Origin of the sequence: Natronobacterium gregoryi SP2, from assembly GCF_000230715.2 — an archaeon.
Classification (GTDB): Archaea; Halobacteriota; Halobacteria; order Halobacteriales; family Natrialbaceae; genus Natronobacterium; species Natronobacterium gregoryi.
In genome coordinates this window covers 381638-402737 of record NC_019792.1, presented here as the reverse complement: position 1 = coordinate 402737, position 21100 = coordinate 381638, and the positions used below count along the sequence as shown (strand labels likewise).

Annotated in this window: 20 protein-coding genes; 11 read left to right on the top strand and 9 right to left on the bottom strand. The window is 62.7% G+C overall.

Annotated features, from left to right (window positions below; translation table 11 throughout):
- Positions 1-6: 6 nt before the first annotated feature.
- The 4 genes from NATGR_RS01950 to mobA all read right to left on the bottom strand — a co-directional run bounded on the left by NATGR_RS01950 (position 7) and on the right by mobA (position 5146).
- Positions 7-2610, bottom strand: a complete 2604-nt coding sequence (locus NATGR_RS01950; protein ID WP_101932274.1) for a molybdopterin-dependent oxidoreductase — start codon at positions 2608-2610, stop codon at positions 7-9.
- A gap of 10 nt (positions 2611-2620) precedes the next feature.
- A complete protein-coding gene (locus tag NATGR_RS01945) occupies positions 2621-3613 on the bottom strand; it encodes a transposase (RefSeq protein ID WP_015233235.1) in 993 nt (330 codons plus the stop codon).
- The gene (locus NATGR_RS01940; protein ID WP_005580262.1) at positions 3588-4001 is read right to left on the bottom strand and encodes a twin-arginine translocation signal domain-containing protein; all 414 of its coding nucleotides are present in this window, start codon (positions 3999-4001) and stop codon (positions 3588-3590) included. The genes NATGR_RS01945 and NATGR_RS01940 overlap by 26 nt, the downstream gene beginning before the upstream one ends.
- 512 nt (positions 4002-4513) lie before the next feature.
- A complete protein-coding gene (gene mobA / locus NATGR_RS01935; RefSeq protein ID WP_005580261.1) occupies positions 4514-5146 on the bottom strand; it encodes a molybdenum cofactor guanylyltransferase in 633 nt (210 codons plus the stop codon).
- 221 nt (positions 5147-5367) lie between these two features.
- Here mobA and NATGR_RS01930 point away from each other — a divergent pair, with 221 nt between their 5' ends.
- The 3 genes from NATGR_RS01930 (at position 5368) to NATGR_RS01920 (ending at position 7379) form a co-directional block, all read left to right on the top strand.
- The gene (locus NATGR_RS01930) at positions 5368-5694 is read left to right on the top strand and encodes a hypothetical protein (protein WP_005580260.1); all 327 of its coding nucleotides are present in this window, start codon (positions 5368-5370) and stop codon (positions 5692-5694) included.
- 326 nt (positions 5695-6020) lie between these two features.
- Positions 6021-7001 (top strand): beta-ribofuranosylaminobenzene 5'-phosphate synthase family protein, encoded by a 981-nt coding sequence (locus tag NATGR_RS01925; protein ID WP_005580259.1) that lies wholly within the window; start codon positions 6021-6023, stop codon positions 6999-7001.
- Positions 7002-7049: 48 nt separating this feature from the next.
- Complete coding sequence (locus tag NATGR_RS01920) at positions 7050-7379, top strand: transcription factor S (protein ID WP_005580258.1); 330 nt, start codon at positions 7050-7052, stop codon at positions 7377-7379.
- Between the two features lie 250 nt (positions 7380-7629).
- On the opposite strand, the gene NATGR_RS01915 is transcribed toward NATGR_RS01920, so the two are convergent.
- Positions 7630-8379 (bottom strand): MIP/aquaporin family protein, encoded by a 750-nt coding sequence (locus NATGR_RS01915; RefSeq protein WP_005580257.1) that lies wholly within the window; start codon positions 8377-8379, stop codon positions 7630-7632.
- A 370-nt stretch (positions 8380-8749) separates the two neighbouring features.
- On the opposite strand from NATGR_RS01915, the gene NATGR_RS01910 reads away from it, so the two are divergent.
- The 4 genes from NATGR_RS01910 to NATGR_RS01895 all read left to right on the top strand — a co-directional run bounded on the left by NATGR_RS01910 (position 8750) and on the right by NATGR_RS01895 (position 12555).
- Positions 8750-9325: a DUF7342 family protein gene (locus NATGR_RS01910; RefSeq protein ID WP_049887836.1), complete on the top strand. Its 576-nt coding sequence runs from the start codon at positions 8750-8752 to the stop codon at positions 9323-9325.
- Positions 9322-9765, top strand: coding sequence for a hypothetical protein (locus tag NATGR_RS01905; RefSeq protein ID WP_005580255.1), 444 nt, complete (start codon positions 9322-9324; stop codon positions 9763-9765). Before NATGR_RS01910 ends, NATGR_RS01905 begins: the two co-directional genes overlap by 4 nt.
- 55 nt (positions 9766-9820) lie before the next feature.
- A complete protein-coding gene (locus NATGR_RS01900) occupies positions 9821-11092 on the top strand; it encodes a DNA polymerase Y family protein (protein ID WP_005580254.1) in 1272 nt (423 codons plus the stop codon).
- Positions 11093-11205: 113 nt separating this feature from the next.
- Positions 11206-12555 (top strand): J domain-containing protein, encoded by a 1350-nt coding sequence (locus tag NATGR_RS01895; protein ID WP_005580253.1) that lies wholly within the window; start codon positions 11206-11208, stop codon positions 12553-12555.
- 84 nt (positions 12556-12639) lie between these two features.
- Here NATGR_RS01895 and NATGR_RS01890 read toward each other — a convergent pair whose 3' ends face one another.
- Both NATGR_RS01890 and NATGR_RS01885 read right to left on the bottom strand, forming a co-directional pair.
- Entirely contained in the window at positions 12640-13272 is a 633-nt protein-coding gene (locus NATGR_RS01890) for a uracil-DNA glycosylase family protein (RefSeq protein ID WP_005580252.1), read from the bottom strand.
- A 68-nt stretch (positions 13273-13340) separates the two neighbouring features.
- Positions 13341-13739, bottom strand: coding sequence for a CopG family ribbon-helix-helix protein (locus tag NATGR_RS01885; RefSeq protein ID WP_005580249.1), 399 nt, complete (start codon positions 13737-13739; stop codon positions 13341-13343).
- 124 nt (positions 13740-13863) lie between these two features.
- Here NATGR_RS01885 and NATGR_RS01880 point away from each other — a divergent pair, with 124 nt between their 5' ends.
- The gene (locus tag NATGR_RS01880) at positions 13864-14355 is read left to right on the top strand and encodes a metal-dependent hydrolase (protein ID WP_049887835.1); all 492 of its coding nucleotides are present in this window, start codon (positions 13864-13866) and stop codon (positions 14353-14355) included.
- Positions 14356-14373: 18 nt separating this feature from the next.
- On the opposite strand, the gene NATGR_RS01875 is transcribed toward NATGR_RS01880, so the two are convergent.
- Positions 14374-15228 (bottom strand): COX15/CtaA family protein, encoded by an 855-nt coding sequence (locus NATGR_RS01875; RefSeq protein WP_005580247.1) that lies wholly within the window; start codon positions 15226-15228, stop codon positions 14374-14376.
- A gap of 101 nt (positions 15229-15329) precedes the next feature.
- On the opposite strand from NATGR_RS01875, the gene NATGR_RS01870 reads away from it, so the two are divergent.
- Positions 15330-16436, top strand: coding sequence for a M24 family metallopeptidase (locus NATGR_RS01870; protein ID WP_005580246.1), 1107 nt, complete (start codon positions 15330-15332; stop codon positions 16434-16436).
- 82 nt (positions 16437-16518) lie between these two features.
- On the opposite strand, the gene NATGR_RS01865 is transcribed toward NATGR_RS01870, so the two are convergent.
- Positions 16519-17151, bottom strand: a complete 633-nt coding sequence (locus tag NATGR_RS01865; RefSeq protein ID WP_005580245.1) for a transcriptional regulator — start codon at positions 17149-17151, stop codon at positions 16519-16521.
- Positions 17152-17297: 146 nt separating this feature from the next.
- Between NATGR_RS01865 and NATGR_RS01860 the strand changes: the two genes are divergently transcribed.
- Positions 17298-19757, top strand: a complete 2460-nt coding sequence (locus tag NATGR_RS01860; RefSeq protein ID WP_005580244.1) for a DNA topoisomerase VI subunit B — start codon at positions 17298-17300, stop codon at positions 19755-19757.
- Positions 19754-20845 (top strand): DNA topoisomerase IV subunit A, encoded by a 1092-nt coding sequence (locus NATGR_RS01855; protein ID WP_005580242.1) that lies wholly within the window; start codon positions 19754-19756, stop codon positions 20843-20845. Before NATGR_RS01860 ends, NATGR_RS01855 begins: the two co-directional genes overlap by 4 nt.
- Positions 20846-21100: the final 255 nt, after the last annotated feature.

Below are 21100 nucleotides of genomic sequence, written 5' to 3'. Positions count from 1 at the left end.
GGATAATCACCTCGTGTACCCGTGCTGTCGCTGATACGCCTGTTGTTCCTCGGGCAGTTCTGGAATCTCGTCGTCGGATGCAGGCTCGAGCTGACAGAGTCCCGTCTTCGTCGCCTGCATGTTCGTCACGGGGTCGTAGCCGATCGACATGCCGATGTTGGCCGAATCACCGATGACCAACGGCTCGGTCCCGTCAGGGTACCGGTCGGTGTACGATTCGCCCTCGAAGATACCGCCCCAGTGGTACGGCAGGAAGACCTCTTCTTCCTCCACTCGCTCCGTGACGTACGCCTGCACGAGCATGGAGCCAGGTTCGGTACGAACCCACACCCAATCGCCGGTCTCGAGTGCGTGTTCGTTGGCGACGCGTGGGTGGATTTCGGCGTACATCATGGGCGACCGATTCGCGGTGCCCTCGGTGTTTCGCGTTTCGTACCCGCCGCCCATGTGTTCGACCTGTCGGCCGCTGGTTACGATGAGTGGCAAGTCTTCCGAGAGGGTCCGGAACTCCTCTTGCTTGCCGCGATTGTCCAGATCGAGGCGGTAGAAGTCCTCCTGGGCCTCGTAGTTGGGATACTCGTCGATGAGGTCGGGGCGTGGCGTTTCGACCGGTTCGCGGTGTTTTGGAACTTCGTCCGGAAGGTTCCACGCTGCTGCCCGCGCCCGACCGCGACCGGTCGGTGGATCGGGTTGTTCGTTGTCGAATGCCTCGAACTCCGACTCGTCGACATCGTCGAGCGCCTGGGCGGCGTCGTACACCGAATGTTCGTCGCTGAGCGCGTACTCGATCGACGTCGTCGGTGCTGCAGGCGTCTCCGGGTCCGGTAGTTCCGTTGCGTAGTTCGGATACTGTGGCACTCCCTCGATCTCGCCGTCCCACCAGTCCGGCTCGTAGGCATCACGGAGCAGCGTCTCGCCGTCCGGTCCTTCGGTCCCCCAGCGAGCGCGGAAGTCGAGGCCACCTTCGGCAGGATGCACCTCGTCGCGGTACAGGATCGGCGTCCCCGGGTGATCGTCGTGCCAGCACGGCCACGGAAGTCCGAAGTACTCACCGGCGAGTTCGTGATCGTCAGTTACCTCCGCTTGGAGGTCGTCGACGCTGAAGACGTGGCTGTTCTCCATGTGTGCCTTGATGCGCTCGGGCCTCCAGCCGATCGCGCCGATCGAGCGCATCCCGAGGTTCATCTCGTCGAGGACGTCTTCGATCTCGTCGTAGTCGAAGTGTTCGCCGAATCCGAGTCGGTCGGCGAACTCTTGTAGAAGCTCGAAGTCACGCTTGGAGTTGTGTCGAGGTGTGACTGCCTGGTAGCGCCACTGCACCGAACGGTTCGTCGCCGTAACCGTGCCCCGACTTTCGTGGTTCGTCGCCGCAGGCAGCAAGATGATGCCGTCTTCACGCTCCGGCAGCGAGGAGTGCAGTCCCGGGAACGGATCGACGCCGATGACAATCTCGACGTTCTCCATCGCCTTCTTGACCCGCTTGAGCTCGCTCAGGGAGTTGAGCGAGTGCCCCCAGACGACCAGTGCCCTGACCTGTTCTGGCTGGTACAGGTCTCCTTTTCGCTCGTCGTCGTCGAGTGCGCCCTCGAACCAGCGACTCACCGTGAGACCGTTTTTCTCCATCAGCTCCTGGGACTCGAACCGATCACGCATCTCTTCGTACGAAATCGAGCCGCTCGTGCTCGGCGTCTGATCCCAGACGTTCGTCCAGTGATCCCACGCGCCTTTGTCGAGCCCGTAGTAGGCTGGCAGATGGTGTGAAAGGATGCAGGCGTCGGTCGCCCCCTGCACGTTGTCGTGTCCACGGACGGGATTGTTCCCACCACCTGGCGTGCCAGTATCACCGAGAGCCAGATTGAGAATCGCGAACGAACGGATATTCTGCGTTCCGACAGTGTGCTGGGTCGCACCCATCGACCACTCGACGGTGCTTACGTCGGCCTCGGCAAGCGTCTCGGCGATTTCTTTGAGCGTTTCGACGGGCACCCACGTGATATCCTCGACCGTCTCGAGGTCGTAGTCGGCGATGTTCTCTTTGGCGTCTTCCCACCGATAGACCCGTGACTCGAGGAACTCCTCGTCGTGGGCCTCTAGGTTGTAGACGATGTGGTAGAGCAATCCGTTGATGAACGCGATGTCCGTTCCGGGGCGGAACTGCGTGGTGGTGTCGGCGTGTGCCGAGGTCTTCGAGAATCGAGGTTCGGCGACGATGACGTCACCGTCGTTTTCCCGTGCCTCCTGGATGTAGCGCATCATCACCGGGTGGGATTCGGCTGGGTTGTGGCCGATGATGAGGTTTGCGTCCGCGTTGGTGACGTCGTTGCACGACTGGGTCATCGCGCCGAAGCCCCAGGTGTTTGCCAGCCCACCGACTGTCGTCGAGTGACAGATCCGGGCCTGGTGGTCGACGTTGTTCGTTCCGTAAAACGCCGCCAGTTTACGGAACATGTAGGCCTCTTCGTTGCTGATCTTCGCCGATCCCATCCACATCGTACTGTCGGCACCGTACTCGTCGCGGATTCGGGCCAACTCGTCGGTGGCTTCGCTCAGCGCTTCTTCCCAGTCGAGACGGACCCACTCGCCGTCTTCTTTTTTCATCAAGGGTGTCATAGAAGAGTTCTCACACCGTGATCACGGTGCTTCCCGGATTGTCTCCACGTTCGTAGTTGGTAATTGCGATGACGAGACGAAGGCACAGAGCGAGGAACACCTGCGATCGTGCGTGAACGCGGCCTCGGGCGTGCGTTCGCCCGAGGCCGCAGTCCTTCACTGATTCGTTGGTTCGTTCGACTCCAGTACGGCGGTTGTACGTCTCATCCAACGTGGACTGCTTCAACTGAACGTCCTCGCTGTGTTGTTCGATACGGTCTTCGACCCTATACTCGATATCTTTCGGGTCGTCGGTGTTTCGCGCGTTGTACGGGGCGACTGGCACGACCCCTGCAGCCAGCAGGTGGTCGTGCCAGTCCAGCGTGTCGTAGGCACTGTCACCGACCATCCAAATCGGCTTGGCGACGGCGAGCGCGTCACGGGTGACGCGCATCGCCGTCTCCTCTGTCGCTTGTTTACTCTCTGTGAACTCCGCCGCAATCGGGATCTTTTGCCCGGTCGAGACGATTGTACAGCCGTAGCCGTGGTAGTACTCGTCGTTGGTTGGATCGTAGCACTTCGACGCGTCTTGATCGGCAGGCATCGCCCTCACGTCAGTTGAATCAATGGAGTAGGTCAAGTCGAGCAGGCCCCGCAAGGCGGCCTGCTCGACGAGGTGGTCGAAAACCTCGTCAACGACGTGTTCGAGATCGGTGAGGAAGCGATCGACCGCGTCTCTCGACGGCGGTCGATCGAACCCACAGCTCAGCCAGACAACTGTATTCCGTAGCTCTCGTTCAACGGGGCGAATGCCGTAGATGTCCTTGTAGTAGCAGTGGAGAAAGCCACGCATCAGCTCTGGAGGTTCGTGGTCTCGTGTTCGCCCCGTCTCCGCCGGGGCGAACACGTCGAACTCTTCGAGAAACTCGAAGGAAAGGTGCTCGAACAGCGCTAGCGTCTCGGTCTCCACGACATTGAAAAACGAGTCTACCGAAGGGTCATCTTGCAGGGTCGCTGAACTCATCCACCTCAGCGTTCACCCTGCTCTTTAGTGTGCTACTCGTTCTATGACACCCTCTTTTCATCGGCTCTTTGAGCCGACGGTCGGAGTTGACGGTCTGTGCCAGGCTCGCCCCCTTCGCACAGAGCCCTCCTTCGTTGATCGGGTGATCGTCCCAGGGCTCCTGGCCGACGACAGCGTCGTTGTCGACCACCATCTTCAGCCCACAGCCGACAGAACAGTGCGAACAGATCGTCTTTACTTCTTCCCCCTCTTCGAGTTCGTCGTCAGTCGCGGGACTGGATTCCTGTACCAGCGTCCGGCCCCCGACGCCGGCTGCCAGCGCAGCTACCCCGCTTGCTTTCAAGACACCTCGTCTATCGACGTCAAGCGACTGGGTTGTCCTTCCCATAGTAGTTCGTTTAGATGAAAGGTCTATGAAGATGAAGCCACACTTTCGCGGTGTTTTTTAGCAGTACGAGAGTGGGGAGCCATGGCTTTGCGGGCATTTTTAAAGAAAGAGGGTGCGATCGTCCAAACTGCTCTCCCACGACCTAACAGAGCCGATCCCGTCGATGAAGAGTTATTATATTTCCAGGACAACACAAATACAACACAGTAGCAGCATCTTCCCGAGACGATGCCGTCTTTTCACCCGCACCTTCGTGGGTCTTTTTGAGTAAGACCGTCCCACTGACACCTAGGCTTTGCGGCCGTTTAAGTGATAGTGCGAGACGACAATCCACGGCTAGCCGTGGGTAGCTCAGACGGGTTGCTGTCAGTCAGTTCCGGCACAACCGCGACCCGGGCGGCGGTCGCGCCGGTAAATCGGTACAGTAATCCGTATCAGTCGTCAGTGTCAGCATCACCGTGGCTCGGCCCGGGAGGTATGCCAGCCTATCGCTGCAGGACCCCACCGATGACTCACGAAAGTCGCCTGGCAGCCGTCTCGAGCGCGTCCTGCGTATCGATGCTCTCGAACGTCACGTTGTCGACGCCGATCTCTTCGAGTTCGCTCTCGTCGACGGTAACGACGTCGATCTCCTCGAGTGCGGCGACGATCCGGCGGTCGTCGTCCTCGAGGACGGCCGCAGCCGACCGTGCCATCGTGTCGGATCGGTACACTGCCTGAGTCGTCTGGTACCAGCGGTCCTCGACCTGAACGATCGCTGCATCGTGACCCCGGGCCTGGTCTGCGAGGTACGACAGCAACGCCGGATCGACGAACGGCATATCACAGGCGACCACTGCCGCGTACTCGCGAGACGTCGTCTCGAGAGCGATCCGGATGCCAGCGAGCGGGCCCCGATCCTCGATCGGATCGATCGCAAACTGAACGTCTGGGGCACACCCCTCGATTGCAGTCTGGATCTGCTCGCGCTGGTCGTTCCGGCAGTTGACGATGATCTCGTCGGTTACCGCAGCGAGTCGGTCGACGACCCGTCGGATCATCGGTGTGCCGGCGAGATCAGCGACGGCCTTGTCCTCGTCCCCGAAGCGAGTGGAGTAGCCGCCAGCAATGATCACACCAGCGAGCGAGTGAGGAGACACGGTCATGGATAGAAACGGATCGCTCGTGGTACCTGTACCTGTCGGACGTTGCGTCGACCTCTGTTGTGGACTACTGTGAGCAATTTCCAGGCACCGTTCGACCGTCGACGGCACGTTCGGATCGACCGAACAGTCACAGAAGATTATACGCTGTAGGGCCTAATTCGTCCACTCTGACCGTTTCTCGAGGAAAAAAGCTTATACCGAACGATTCGACTCATCGAAGCATGGCACGCGACGATCCGGTACGAAGCCAGACAGCACCGACCGACACTGACCGACTTCCGAACCTCGTCACCGTCGTCGGACGGGGAGTTCCCTCCTCGTTCGAGATCGCCGTCGACGGCGAGATCGAGCTGGTGGCGGACGAACCAGCCTCGAACGCGACGATCGTTACCGAAAACGTCGTCGAAGGAGCGATCGACGTCGGCGTCCAACGATTCCGGTTCTCCGGCGAGATGGCTAACGTCCACGTCGTCGACTGGAACGGCGTCCCCGCGCCCGAGTCTTCGAGCACGCCGTACGTCCACGTCGACTACGGCGTCGACCGATAGCGACGTTTCATACGGAATGCTGTGACGATTCTCCGGCGCGACCGCGGGAGAGTTCGCGGTCACGCCGGGAATGACTGACAGCAGACCGTATCACTATCGAGCCAGCCGCGAGACGAGCCCGGTTCGACACCGAACACCGACCGCTCACGTCGCCCGTCGAGTTGCCGCTGCGTGACCGACGGTCACTCCAGCACTCGGCGACGATACTCCGTCTCAGATGGTTGCACCCGCGACCGAAGCGGTTACACGGCACGTCGGCACAGTAACCCGTATCAGGCGTTGCCTCCGTCGAAAACCCCTTCTGGAGCGGCTTCCTAGCTACGCCTATGCCGAGCGCGACCGTGAGCGCGGGTGCACGCATCCACGTCGGGTTTCAGAATCTCTCGCTTGCGCGTGCGAGGATTTACGGCGGAATCGGGGTTGGCCTCGACCAGCCCCGCGTAACCGTCACCGCCGAACCCGCAGACGACCTCGAGGTCGACGACCCGCTCGCCCGCGAGTACGCCCGCCGTGCGGTCGACCTCCTCGACGTCTCCGGCGTCGTGATCGACGTGGTCGAACGGCTCCCCCGACACGTCGGTCTCGGAAGCGGGACCCAACTCGCGTTGACGGTGCTTGCAGCGACAGCCCACGCTCACGATCTCGAGCCGCGGGTTCGAGAGCGTGCACCCGCGATGGGCCGGGGCGGCCGCAGCGGCGTCGGTGTCGCGACCTTCGAAGACGGCGGATTCGTCGTCGACGCCGGTCACCCGACGAACCGTTTCACGACGAGGCCGCCCGCCGAGGGCGACTGGACGGTGCCGCCGGTCGTCGCCCGCCACGACCTCCCCGACGACTGGCGGTTCCTGGTCGTCGTTCCCGACGCCGAACCCGGCCGCAACGGCGACGACGAGGACGCGAGCATGCACGAGGTCGTCGAACGCGCCGATCCGACCGTCGCCGACGAAATCGCTGGCGTCCTCACTCGGAAACTCCTGCCTGCCGCCACAGAGGGGCGACTCGAGGCCTTCGGCGAGGCGATCGGCGAGATCGGCCGCAAGAACGGCACCTGGTACACCGACGTCCAGGGTGGGGTCTTCCGACCGCCAGCGGGCGAGGTCGTCGAGCGACTCGCGGCGTGTCCCGTCCTCTCGGGCGTCGGTCAGTCCTCGTGGGGGCCGGTCGTCTACGGCGTCACCGACCGTGATCACGCCGACGAGGCTGTGGCGGCGGCAGAGGCGGCACTCTCGGCGTGTGACTGCGACGGCCGGATACTGCTTCCCGCTCCTGTCACGACAGGCGACGGTGCTCGTCTTCGACTCGAGTAGTCGGTCACACCACGAGCGTTTTTGACGTTCGATCCCGTACGCCCCGTCATGCAGTTTTGCGACGATTGCGGATCGATGATGAAAGCCGACGGCGACCACATGGTCTGTACCAACGAGAACTGTGGTGGCTCGAGCGAGCGGGACCGCGAGCGCGAAGACGAGTTCGTCACGACCGAGTCCCAGACGGACGACGACGTGATCGAGTCCAGCGAAGACGCCAACTTCGAGGGGAAGCCGAAGGCGACCGACGTGATCTGTGACGAATGTGGCAACCAGGAGGCGTGGTACACGCTCAAGCAGACGGCTTCGGCTGACGAACCGCCGACGCGCTTTTTCAAGTGTACCGAGTGTGGCCATCGCTGGCGTGGCTACAACTGATGGGGATTAGCGTGGATTCTTACACGTTTCAACGTGGCAGACAACAGTCGTGTTGAAATCGCCGTGACCGATACAGGGGATGAGTACAGCAGTAGCTGAACGACCTACTTGGATTCTATCAGAAGATGTTTGCCGGACAGAAAGACTGAGTTCTACATCGCTGGCAACTTTATCCCGTGCATCTGACTGTGAACTACCTGAAAATAATGCGTTGTTCTCGCCCCATCGCGGATCAAATTCCCTGGGCCAGCTACGATTCTACCGCGAACTCGTCGAGGGCGCTCTCGTTGTCGGGTTCCGGTTTCGGTCTGTCGAGGGGAGTCGGTCGCGGCCAGAGGTAGCGCCACATGAGTCCAGCAGCGATCCCCCCGAGCGCCGAGGCCAGCATGAACATGACGGCGTCGAACGGTTGGATCCCCGCAATACCCGACGTGAAGATTCTGGCGAGAGCGACTTGGGGGTTCAGAAACGCCGTCGAGGCGGTTCCAATGATCCCCATGCCGACGGTAAAGCCCACGGCGATACCGATTAACTCGCTTTCTTGACGGATCAAGGAGATGATGACCGACGCGAGTAACACGGTGCCGAGGAACTCGGCCAGCCAAGTGGACGCGGGTCGCTCGACGGCCGAGACGGCGAACACCTCCCATCCAATCGTGCTCACGAAGGTGAGTCCTGCCAAACTGACGCCAACGAGGCCGCCGAGGAACTGCACGGGAATGTACTGACGTGCGGTCTTTGCGTCCACATCACCGGTCACCAGTAGTGCAATGGTGACCGCCGGGTTCACGTGAGCACCGCTGATCGGGCCGAGCATCTGCACGACGACAAACAGCCAGCCAGCCGTCGCCAGCCCGATAAACAACACGCCGATACTCGGACTTGCCCCTAACATTCCATCGGCAAGCAGCCCCGACGACACGAGGACGAAAACGAGCGTCGCAGACCCGAAAAACTCCGCGACGAGTTTCTGTTTTGTAGTGAATTCATTGGAAGACATTACCTAACATATGGTTCGAGCAAATATACCTGAGTCGCCTAACCGCCCGGTTACCGTACTGTCTACCGTTCCTGACGCTCTCCAGGAGCGACCATCGACACAGAGAGTGGCACGCTCTCAAGAACGGTTGCACGGGGAGTGCCCGACAGACTACCCGAGTGGAAACAGGATAGAGTCGATAAATAGATGGCCGTTCTTCATCGACCAAGGATGCTGCATTCGCGCTGTGTATTCATCAACGCCAATCTCTCAACTACTGGAGGGAAATGAACCAAAACGGGAAGTTGTGTTATCGCTGCCCATGGTTGGTGGGGTCCGCGGAATATTCAGTACTGAGAAGACTTATTCCGCCTCGAGCCGGTTAGACGGACTGAAAGAGCCCCGTCCGGAGTTGATGGCGACGGACGACGAACGCGCGGAGTCGCCGGACTTCGACGCGCTGACGGACCCGAAGGAACTCGTCTCCGGCGATCGGACGCGTGACGACTTCTTCGACGCTGTTCTCGGACTGGACAGTCCGGCGACGGTGAGCGAGGTTGCCGACCGCGCCGGACACGGGGTCGACGCGGCGAGGGAGTACCTCGAGTGGTTCGAGCGAATGGGAATCATCACCCAGGTTACGGAGTCGCCGGCGACCTACGAGCGAAACCAGGAGTACCTACACTGGCGGCGCGTCCAGAAGCTCCGGGAGGAGTACACGACCGACGAACTCCTCTCCCGGCTCGAGACGGAGCGAGAACGAGACGAGAGCTACGGCGAGACGTTCGATGTCGACTCTCCTGATGCGGTTTCGATCACGGAACACGCATCGGATACCGATCGAGCGGTGGAAGACGTGTGGAACGACGCCTCGGCCTGGAAGACGACGCGTCGGCGGATCGGCCTCCTCGAGCGAGCGCTAACGGCTGGCCCGGAAAACGCCACCGAGGAACGAACCGCGGTATGACCAGTCGGGAAGACGGAACAGCCGACGAGGACAGCGGCGCACCGACCGATTTCGATCGACTCGAGGTCGTCGCGGAGCGACTCGCTACCGACGATCGGTTCGCCCGGGTCGAACGCCAGCCCGAGTTCGCACCGGATCGGGTCTTCTGCGTCTACGACGACGGATTCTACCCGAGCAGTGTCGACGAGGTTCGTCTTGAAATCGCGTGGTTCGAGAACGGCGACGTCTCGATTCACTACCACGAAGATCACGAGGACGGACGATTCGACCATCGGTGGGACCGCCATCCGTCGGACCACAACGCACGCGATCACGTCCACCCGGGACCGGACGCACCGACGCCGGGGGTCGACGACTCCTACCCCGAGGACTGGCGCAATGTTCTCGCGATGGGTCTCGGGGAGATCGGAGAACGCCAGCGGGGCTTCTGGACCTCGTAACGAACGAGCGGACGCAACGTTCACGTTCATCCGCACGAATCGACTGGTGGGACGAATGTCCGACGGGCCGCGGCTGCCAGGCGTCGAGCAGGAACGGGAGGAAGAGCGGATCGTCCTCCACGTCGACGCCGACTGTTTCTACGCTGCCTGTGAGCGGCTCCGAGAGCCGAAACTCGAGGGTGAACCCGTCGTCGTCGGGATGGGCTATGAACCCGGCGAGACGATCGGCGCGGTCGCGACCGCGAGTTACGAGGCCCGCGAGTTCGGCGTCGAGAGCGCGCAGGCGATCTCGACCGCGCTCGAGCGTCTCCCTCGCCGCGCTGGGCTTTCCCCCGACGCCGACGACTACGATCCCGACCTCATCCGCGAGGAGACCGGCTACTACCGGCCCGTCGACATGGACTACTACGAGTCGATCGCCGAGGCGGTCCAGTCGATTCTCCACGACTGTGCCGATGTCGTCCGCGAGGTCAGCATCGACGAGGCCTACCTAGATGTCACCGAACGCACCGCCTGGGAGGTCGCGGACGGCTTCGCCCGCCACGTCAAGGATCGCATTCGACGGGAAGTCGGCATCGTCGTCAGCGTCGGCGCAGCACCGACGATGAGCGCGGCCAAAATCGCCAGCGACTACGACAAACCGGACGGGCTGACCGTCGTTCGTCCCGACGAACTCCGAGCGTTTCTCGCACCGCTTGCGGTCGACCTGCTCCACGGCGTCGGCCCGGTCACGGCCCGGGAACTTCGAGAGATGGGTCTCGAGACGGCCGGTGACGTCGCCGCCGCCGATCCGGAGCCGCTGGTCGAGCGCTTCGGCGAGCGCGGCCGTGAACTGTACGACCGTGCTCGCGGCGACGACGACCGTCGCGTCGAGCCGAAAGGCGATCCGAAAAGTTTCTCGCGGGAGTCGGCGTTCGCGGAGCCGGTTTCCGACCCGGGGCCGAAGTACGAACAGATCGAGACGCTCGCGGCCGCCGTCGCCGACCGCGCACAGCGAGAGGGTGCACTCTACAGAACCGTCGGCATCAAGGCCGTCACACCCCCGTACGATGTCAACACCCGCGAACGGTCGCTTCCAGGGCCCGTGGACGACCCCGACCTCGTCGATCGGATCACCAGGGAACTGTTCGCCGAGTTCGAGACCGAACCCGTCCGGAAGGTCGGCGTCCGCGTCGCAAACCTCGAGTTCGCGTCGGCCGACCAGGCGAGTCTCGACGGCTGGGGACACGCCGCCGACCGACCTCGAACCGACGAGTCTGGGTCCGAACTCGACGAGGAGTCGATAAATCGCTCGAGTGGTCAGTCCTCACTGACTGATTTCCGGTAAGTTGAGAGTGTAGCTGTCGGGATCTGTGCACTCGTGTCGAGCAGAGTGGAACACTGAAATTATAACCCTCCATCTATAATTGTTCGCCATAGTCAACCGTCTTCGATCTTCACATGACAGAGGACTTCTACGACCTTCTCGAGATCTCTTCTGACACCTCTCAGGACGAGATCAAAGACGCCTACCGGGAGAAGGTCCGCGTCTACCATCCCGACGTGAACGACGACGACCGCGCCCGGGCGCAGTTCACGGCGGTCAAGAAAGCCTACGAGATCCTGGGCGATCCGGTCGAACGACAGGCCTACGATCGTCTGGGCCACGAAGAGTACGTCGCAAAGCGGACGAGCGGCATCCCGTCTCCGGAGGTCTGGCGCAGTTCGGACGACGGAACGACGGCTACGGCCGATTCTCCTTCGAGTTCGACCACTGGATCGGGATCGAGCACTCGAACGTCCCGAACGACCGGAACCAAAGCCGGTTCGTCCCGGTCTCGATCCCGGCAGGGTGGGACGAAGACGGAATCGACGTCTTCGTCGAAGTCGACGAGCGACGGCACGAACTCGAGCGGATCGTCGAACAGCCACGCGGGGACGAAAACCGACTCGAAGAGCAGCACCGAAACGACACGCCGGTCGAACTCGGCTGGAGCCGCTGTAGACGAAAGTACGAACAGTCACTCTACTGCAACCCCGTCCGACGCGAAAGCAGCGACCAGCGACGGCGGCCGGACGGCTCGTGCTGCCGGATCGCCGCGACGGACGGCTGACTCGAAGGGACGGCTCACGGACAACGCCGTCGTCAGGTGGTGGCGGCGGCAAAACTTCTCGTTGCCGCTGATCTGGCTGTCGGTCCTGCTTTACCTGTCCGGAATCGCCCAGTTCGCCCTAGCGAACAGGCCTGCACTCGAGGATATCGCAGCCGAGCTGGCCGTCGTCGGTACCGACGTCACCGGAGTCTGGACGGTTCTCACCGGTAGCCGGCACGGCGTCCAGACGACGACCGAGTTCGTGACCGGTCTCGAACTCGTCACGCTCCCGGTCGCTCCGCTCCAGTTGTACGGCACAGTTGCCGGAATCGTCGTCGCTGCCGCCGGCGTCGTCGCGCTCGATCGGATCGTTCGCCGAGAAGACACCTGGGAGACGATATCGATCGACGAGACGATCCTGCTGTCGCTTGCGCTCGTCGCGGCGTCGACGCTGCTCGGCGGTCCCCTGCTTGCCGGTGCGGTCCTCATGCCGTTTCTGTTTACGGTGATCGTTCACCAGACACGGCTAAAGCCGGGCTGGAAACCGTCGTATCTGTACGTGGCACCGGTGCTTGCACCTGCAGTTGTACTCGTCGCTGCCGGTCTCGGGTTTACGCCGACGCTCGTCGTCGACCTGCTTGCGTTCCTCGTTTTTCCGCTTGCGGGCGCGCTCGGGCTTCCGCTGCGGGCGACGATCAGGAAACACTTCGGGCGCTGATACGGTTTACTGTAAGTCATTTCCGGCACAACCGCGACCCGGGCGGCGGTTGCGCCGGTAAATCGCTACAGTAATCCGTATGAGTCAGCCGACCAGCGTCGCTACGCCCTTCGTCTGCCGGTAGTCGCTTGCGAGGATTTCCGTGAGCGAGGAGCCGATTCGCTCGCGGTCGCCGTCTTCCCACGCTGTGGGGTCCCTGATCGGGACGACCATGAACCCACGACCGCGGATCTGGCGGGCGTGGAGATCGGCCATCTCGAGGTTGAGACGCCGACGCTGGGTCGTGTACTCCCGGATGACGTGGTCCGTAGCGGTCTCGCCGACCGGCAGGAGGACGTGTGCGTTGATCGCGCGCAGTTCGGCGTCGAAGTACCGCTCCAGGTCGTCGTACCCCTGCTGGGTCGGCTCGTGGCCGTTCGGCAGACAGCACATGTGGAGGTAGTTCAGGTAGAGGTTCTCGAGGTCGGGTTCGTCTTCCGGCCCCGTGACGAAGCCGGTTTCGCGGAAGACGTCCTGGACACCACGGTCCGACTCGGTCTCGGTGAACGGAACGCCGGTCCGCTTTCCGCCGTGGACGCCGGGGTGGTCGCCGACGACGTGGAAGTCGGCGTTGGCGTCACCGTAGCCGAAGACGGCGGTGCGTTCACCGTCGGGCGTACGGTCGAAGGGAGGCCGGAGTCCGAACGGGTTGCTCGTTCTGCCGGTGACGTTTTTCACGGGTGAGTGGAGGGGAACCGCTCAAATAACGGTCGCGGTGTCGATCGACTCGGACGCGAGAAGGACCATCAGTACTCGCCGTCAGATCGTAACAGCGTCACCGAGACGCGGCTGACGGCGTCGAAGTCTTTTAGCCGGTAGACCAGCGATCGGATCTCCTCGGCCGCGCCGTGACAGAAGATCGCCTCGAGACACCACTCGCCGTGGTGGACGTGGCAGTTCGTGTCGATCACCGACTGGAACTCGTGTTGGATCTCGTGGAGGTCTTCGATGACTTCGTCGTGGACGTAGTCGAAAACGATAGTCGCTGCGACGGTGCCTCGCGCTCGCTCTACAGTGTGGTGAGACTCGACGTACTCCTGGATCGCCTCGCGAACCGCGCGGGAGCGAGAGTCTAACCCTTCTGCCTGCCAGGTTCGATCGAATTCGGCCAGCGTCTCGTCGGGAATCGTGAGGCTCGTCCGCATACTCATTCTTAGCTCGCCGGCAAAAAAGGATCGGCGGTTCCCGTTTCACCGCTCGCTGCCGTGTGCCCGTCCGGTCAACGTCGTGACGCTGGATTTATACGCCGCGTTCGCAGAGACGGAGTTGATGTACCAGGCCGGCCACTACGGCGCTGCACTCCTCGTGTACGCGCCGCTCGGAACTGCCGTCGCCCTGTTCGGTGGAGACGGCGTCGCACTCGTCGGCGCGTTCGTCTGTGTGTCGCTATCGACGGTGCCCGACCTCGACCACCGACTGCCGCTGGTAGCCCACCGCGGGCCGACACACACCGTCGCCTTCGCCCTGCTCGTCGGTGTCACGATGGCCGCCCTGGCGGCCGTGCTGGTCGAACCGGGATCGCCGCTCGCCGGAACTGCCCTCGTCACGTTCGCGTTCGTCGTCGGCACGCTGTCGATCGTCTCGCACCTGCTCGCCGACGTGCTGACACCGATGGGAATCCGTCCGTTCTGGCCGATCTCGAGTCGACACTACTCACTCGAGGTGACGCGTGCAGCGAATCCGGTCGCGAACTATGCGCTGCTGGCGCTGGGCGTCGGTTCGGTCGTCATCGCGGCAACGCTGGTCGCCGTTTTCGGATGAAAAGCGTTCGATCGGTGGCTACGTGCGGCGTCGAACGAGGACGATGCCCGCCAGGAAGGCAATCAGGAGGACGCCGGCAGTGACGACGTACAGTAGATCGAGCGTCGCACTGACCGCCATGCCGGTCTGTCGGCCGAGGAAGACGACCACGAGTGCGAAGACACCCGTCCCGGAGAGGTAGCCGGTCAGACGACCGTCCTCGAGTTGCCGTCGACCGACCATCGGGGCGACGATGGCGGCGGCGACGACGGCGAGTGTCACACCGTACTGGAGCATCTGGACCGTCGCCGAGTAACTCGAGACGTCAGCGATGATCGGGGGACTGAGGAGGACGTGGAAGGGGACGGCAGCGGCCCCGAGCGCGAGCGCGCCGGTCACGTGGCTCGCCCGGAGCCGGTGTTCCCAGACCAGGACGGTCGCGACCACGAACAGCCCGAAGATGAGCACGGCCGTCCAGAAGTGCAGCGACAGGATGTCCATCGTGTACTGTGCGACGGTTTGCCAGCCGAGGACGACCTGGATCGGCGTCAGGATCATTCCGAGGACGACGAGTGCGGTTACGCGCCTGTCGACGGTCGGGGTACGCCAGGCGGTGACGGCGGAGCCGATGATCGCGAAACCGGCGAACATGGCGACGAAGCGGTGGAACCACTCGTAGAAACTCGGGAGATTCGCGGGGAACAGATTGTACGGCCCTGCGTCACACTGCGGCCAGTTCGCTTCACACGCCAGTCCCGACCCGGTCGCTTTCGCGGCGACGCCCAGCAGGATCGTCGCGGTGACCAGCACCAGTGTCGAAGCGAGCAGGTGGTGGTAGCCGAGGCGGTCGATCAGCGAACGAACACCTGGACGGGGAGTAGTGTCAGACGACACGGTCGTTCGACCGACGATTAGGAGCCGTCGTACTTAGGTTGCCCGTCGTCGGTCCAGCCCCGGTTCGTCGCATTCAAGAGCGTTCTTCTCGAGCACCCGCCATGGAGAAACGCGAGCGACTCGAGTCGTACCTCGAAGAGAACGGGCTCGATTCGGTCTGGTTCGCCCGGCCGAACAGTTTCGCCTGGCTGACGGGCGGTTCCAACGTCGTCGACCGCGAAAGCGACAGTGGCGTCGCGGCGATCGGCTACGACGGTGGGTTTCGACTGCTGGCGACTAACGTCGAACTCGAGCGGATCGTCGACGAAGAGCTTCCCGACCTCGAGGACGAGGAGATCTCGACCGAACGGTTCCCGTGGCAGGAATCGTCGCTGGGCGGGGCACTCGCCGACCACGTCGACGGACGGGCAGCGACAGACATCGACACACCGGGGACCGAGACGGTCGATCCGACGAGGTTGCGCCAGCCGCTGACCGAACGCGACCGGGAGCGATACCGTGAACTGGGTCGGGAGACTGCGGCGGCCGTCGAGGCGGTCTGTCGGGAGCTCCAGTCCGGCGACACCGAACACGAGGTCGCGTCTGCGCTACGGGTCGCCCTCTCGGCCCGTGAGATCGAGGCTCCGGTCGTCCTCGTCGGTGGCGCCGAACGCGCCCAGCAGTACCGCCACTACACGCCGAAGCGGACAGAGCTCGGCGACTACGCGCTCGTCTCGGTGACCGCACAGCGCAACGGCCTTCACGCGAGCTGCACGCGGACCGTCGCCTTCGATCCGCCCGCGTGGCTCGAAGAGCGCCACGAGGCCGCAGCGACCGTCGAGGCGACGGCGCTCGTGGCGACACAGGAGGCTGCAACTGGTGAGAAGCAGGGAACCGCGGGCGATGTCTTCGAGGCGATCCAGGACGCCTACGAGGTCGTCGGTCACGCTGGTGAGTGGGAGCGTCACCATCAGGGTGGGGCTGCGGGGTTCGACGGCCGGGAGTGGGTCGCGACACCAGACCGCGAGACATCCGTCGAGATACCGATGGCCTACGCCTGGAACCCGACGGTTCAGGGGGCAAAAAGCGAAGATACCGTACTGGTGACCGCCGAGGGGTTCGAGGTACTCACCGCAAGCGACCGCTGGCCGACGACGACCGTCGAGGCCGTCGGCGAAGACCGGCCACTCGAACTCGAGCGACCGGGCGTTCTGGAGCTCGAGGAGTGATACGGATTGCTGTCCTGGCTTCCCAGTGGAACTGTCTCGGGTGGCGGTTGCGCCGGATCGCCGGGACAGTAACCCGTCTGCGTCACTCGTCGACGGGTTCGTCGTCGGATGAGGGTTCTGACTCGTCTTTCTCGTCCGGTTCGGGCTCCGTAGCGGCGACGTCGACGTTCGTCTCGTCGTCTTCGAACGGGCCGGTGTCGTCGACAGTGATCGTGACTGGTTCGGCGTCTTCGCCGAACGCGGGTTCGGACGGATCGTCCTCGTCGCGGTCGAAAACCTGATCGAGCGTGACGATCGCGTTCAATTCCTGCTGTACCTGGTCGACGACGCCGCCGACGAGTTCGCTGGGCTGGATCGCCGTGTACTCGTAGGGGTTGTTACCGGCTCCCTCGCTGGCTCGCTTTTCGCGCGTGACGCGTTCCTCGTCGTGGAGTTCGGCCAGCGCCTCCCGGACGGTACTGGGATAGAGACCTGTCCCTTTCGCGATCTCCTCCGACGTGCTGCCCGGGTTCGCGAGCGAATGCACGTAGATCTTCGCCCGCGTCTCCGTGTCCAGAATCCACGAGAGCAGGTCGACGATCCGCTGGTCGACTTCTTCGGCAGCCGTCGTCCGAATTCGCTCTTCTGTCTCCTCGTCGAACGCCGGCTCCCGGTCGGACTCGAGGTCGCTGGCGTCCTCTTTTCCCCCGTGGTCGTCGGTGTCGTCTGGATTCATATGTCCTCTCGTGTAGGACAAAGTTTCGCGCGTGGTTAAACCTTTGTGCGGGGGTATTCCGCCGATACGTGGCGGCTGCCGGCGCTGCGATCACTTTCACTCCGGTAACACACACCTTTTAGCCCCACCGTTAGTACAGGGAGATGATGACGTCGTTTCAGTCGACACTCGGTGACGAGCCGGGGATCGCCGAGGAGCTGGCCGAGAGTCAGCAGGCGATCTCTATCGCCGAGTTCTTCGAGAAGAACAAGCACATGCTCGGCTTCGACAGCGGCGCTCGAGGCCTCGTCACGGCCGTCAAGGAAGCCGTCGACAACGCCCTAGACGCCGCCGAGGAAGCCGGTATTCTACCCGATATCTACGTCGAAATTCAGGAAGCGGGTGACTACTACCGGCTGATCGTCGAGGACAACGGCCCCGGGCTGACGAAAGAATCGCTACCGAAAGTGTTCGGGAAGCTACTGTATGGATCGCGCTTTCACGCCCGCGAACAGTCCCGCGGACAGCAGGGGATCGGTATCTCCGCCGCCGTGCTTTATGCGCAGTTGACCAGCGGCAAACCGGCGAAAATCACCAGCCGGACCGAGGGCTCGAGCGAAGCCCAGTACTTCGAGCTCATCGTCGACACCGACGACAACGAACCCGAAATCAGCGTCGAGGAGACGACCACGTGGGATCGGCCACACGGGACGCGCATCGAACTCGAGATGGAAGCCAACATGCGCGCCCGCCAGCAACTCCACGACTACATCAAGCACACGGCGGTCGTCAACCCGCACGCGCGCCTCGAACTGCGCGAACCGCAGGCTCACTTCAAGTTCGAGCGCGCGACCGACCAACTGCCCGAGGAGACCGAGGAGATTCGACCCCACCCACACGGCGTCGAACTCGGAACCGTCATGAAGATGTTGACGGCGACGGACTCCCAGACCGTCTCGGGCTTTTTGCAGGAAGAGTTCACGCGCGTCGGGAAAAAGACCGCCGACTCGATCATCGACGCCTTCCGCGACCGCCACTACGGTCGCGAGATGCGCTGGCGGTCGCCAGCGGCACACGAAGACGTCGACCTCCACGCTGCAGTCTCCGACGCAACGGCCAACAAGGGAGCGGACGCGACCGCTGCTTTTGCCGAGGCGATCGCCGACGAGGTCGACGACCACGACCGGATCGCCCACCACGAACTGCTCGCGGTCGTCGATACGGCGGCCGAAGCGGTCGAGGAAGACCACGGAACCACGTTCGGCGATACCGTCCGAGAGAACGCAGTCGATGCGGTCTGGCTCGAGCTTATCGACGCCGTTCCGGAGTCGGAGGAGGCCGACGCCGAGGACGACTCCGCGGAGTCGCGACTCGTCGACGACATGTACGCGCTCGCCGACGAAGCGACGAGCACGCGCAAGGACGACGAGGTCGTCCGCGCGTTCAGCGAGCGACTCGCCGGCCGGTTCGCGGACGCGACCGACGAGGACGTTCGCCATCGGTTCACCCGCGATACGGTTCGGGAGTCCGTCGACCGCGCTGCGGAACTCACCGAGGAGTACGACGACGTCGCCTTCGGTGACACCGCCCGCGAGAACGTCGTCGAGGCGATCTGGGACGTCATGGTCACCGTGCCCGACGACCCACCGCTCGTCCGGGAACTCGAGAACGATCGCGACGCCACCAGTGACCTCGTCGACTCGATGCGTGCGACCGACATCATGGCTCCACCGACGCGATGTCTCGCACCAATCTCTGCAGAACTGGTCGAGGCTGGCCTCGAGAAAGAGTTCGACGCCGACTTCTACGCCTCTGCGACACGTGACGCCGAGGTTCACGGCGGCGACCCGTTCATCGTTGAGGCCGGTATCGCCTACGGCGGCGAACTTCAGGCAGAGGGAAGCGCCGACGTGATGCGGTTCGCGAACCGCGTCCCGCTGGTCTATCAACGCGGCGCGTGTGCGACGACGGACGTGGTCAAGTCGATTGGCTGGCGCAATTACGGGCTCGACCAGCCCGGCGGCTCGGGACTGCCAAACGGTCCCGCGGTGATCATGGTCCACGTCGCCTCGACGAACGTTCCCTTCACGAGCGAGTCGAAAGACGCCGTCGCGAACGTTCCCGAGATCGAAGACGAGATCGAACTCGCGATCCGCGAGGCCGCACGCGACCTCAAGAGCTACCTCAACAAGCGCCGGTCGATGCAAAAACGGCGCAAGAAACAGAACGTCCTCGGAAAGATACTGCCGGAGATGGCCGAGAAAGTCGCCGAAGTCACCGCCCGCGAGGAACCCGACATCGGCGACGCGCTCGCACGCATCATGAACAACGTACTCGTCGAACGGCAGGTCGAAGCAGACGGTGACGGCAAGTCGGTCTCGGTCGTCGTCGAGAACAACTCGAGTACGAACGAATCGCTCGAGGTGACCGACATCGTCTCGGCCGAACCGACCTCTCTCTCGGACGGTGCGACGGTCGTCGAGATGGACGGCGAGTGGTTCGTCAAGTGGGAGCCCGACGTCGACAGTGGTGACGAGTCGACCTTGGAGTACGAGGTCGCCGACGACGCGTCGTTCGATCTGGATGTAAAGGGAGTCGAAAGCGAGAAACTCACGGTGTCAGCATGAGCGCGGACAACAACGAGCAAGCACGAGAGCAGTTGATCGATCTCGCAGCACAGTTTTACGACCAGTTCGAACTGGGCGAGATCCCGCACATGTCCGTTCCGACGCGGACGAAGAACAACATCGAGTACGACGAGGACAGTGACGTCTGGGTCTACGGTGACCGCGAGTCGACGCGGTCGGCAAACTCCGTCCGCGGTGCCCGCAAACTCCTGAAAGCCGTCTACACGATCGACTTCCTCGCAGATCAACTCGAGGAAGACCGGTCCTCGACCCTGCGTGAACTCTATTACCTCTCGGAGAGCTGGGATAACGAGGAAGCCCAGTTCTCGGATCAGGACGAGTCGAACAGTCTCATCGAGGATTTAGAGATCGTCTCGGGAGTCACCCGCGAGGACTTCCATATGCGCCCAGAGGAGTCGGGTGCGACGATCATGGGGCCGCTTCACCTGCGCGAGCAGACTCGCCGGGGCGAACGCGAGATCCACTGCCAGGAAGACGTCGGCGAGGGTGGCTACCAGATCCCGAACAACCCAGACACGATCGAGTTTCTCGACTGCGAGGCCGACTTCATCCTGGCCGTCGAAACCGGTGGTATGCGCGACCGCCTGGTCGAAAACGGGTTCGACGAGGAGTACAATGCCCTTATCGTTCACCTGAAGGGGCAACCGGCACGTGCGACTCGCCGGATTACGAAGCGTCTCCGTGACGAACTCAGTCTGCCCGTTACGGTGTTTACCGACGGTGACCCGTGGTCGTACCGCATCTACGGCTCCGTCGCGTACGGATCGATCAAGTCTGCACACCTCTCCGAGTACCTGGCGACGCCGCAAGCCCAGTTTATCGGCGTCCAGCCGGCCGACATCGTCGAGTACGATCTGCCAACCGACCCGCTCAGCGACTCGGACAAGAACGCCTTAGAGAGTGAACTTTCGGACCCGCGCTTCCAGACCGACTACTGGGAGGAACAGATCGAGTTGCAACTCGAGATCGAGAAGAAGTCCGAACAGCAGTCGCTTGCGTCACACGGATTGGACTTCGTGACGGAGACGTATCTACCGGAACGTCTCAGCGAGATGGGCGTCCTCTAGACGCCGATCGAGCCGACGTTTCGGTAGATTGCATCCGGGCGTCTCAGCGAGATGGGCGTCCTCTAGACGCCGATCGAGCCGACGTTTCGGTAGATTGCATCCGGGCGTCTCAGCGAGATGGGCGTCCTGTCGGGCGAGTTTTCGTCTCCCTCGTTCTCGAGGCGGGACCTGCCCGGGATCGACCGTCCGTTCGGCCAACGGGCGTTTCTCCTGTAGTCGTTCGGAAGGAGCGAGCGTCGCCCCCGCTTGCAGCGC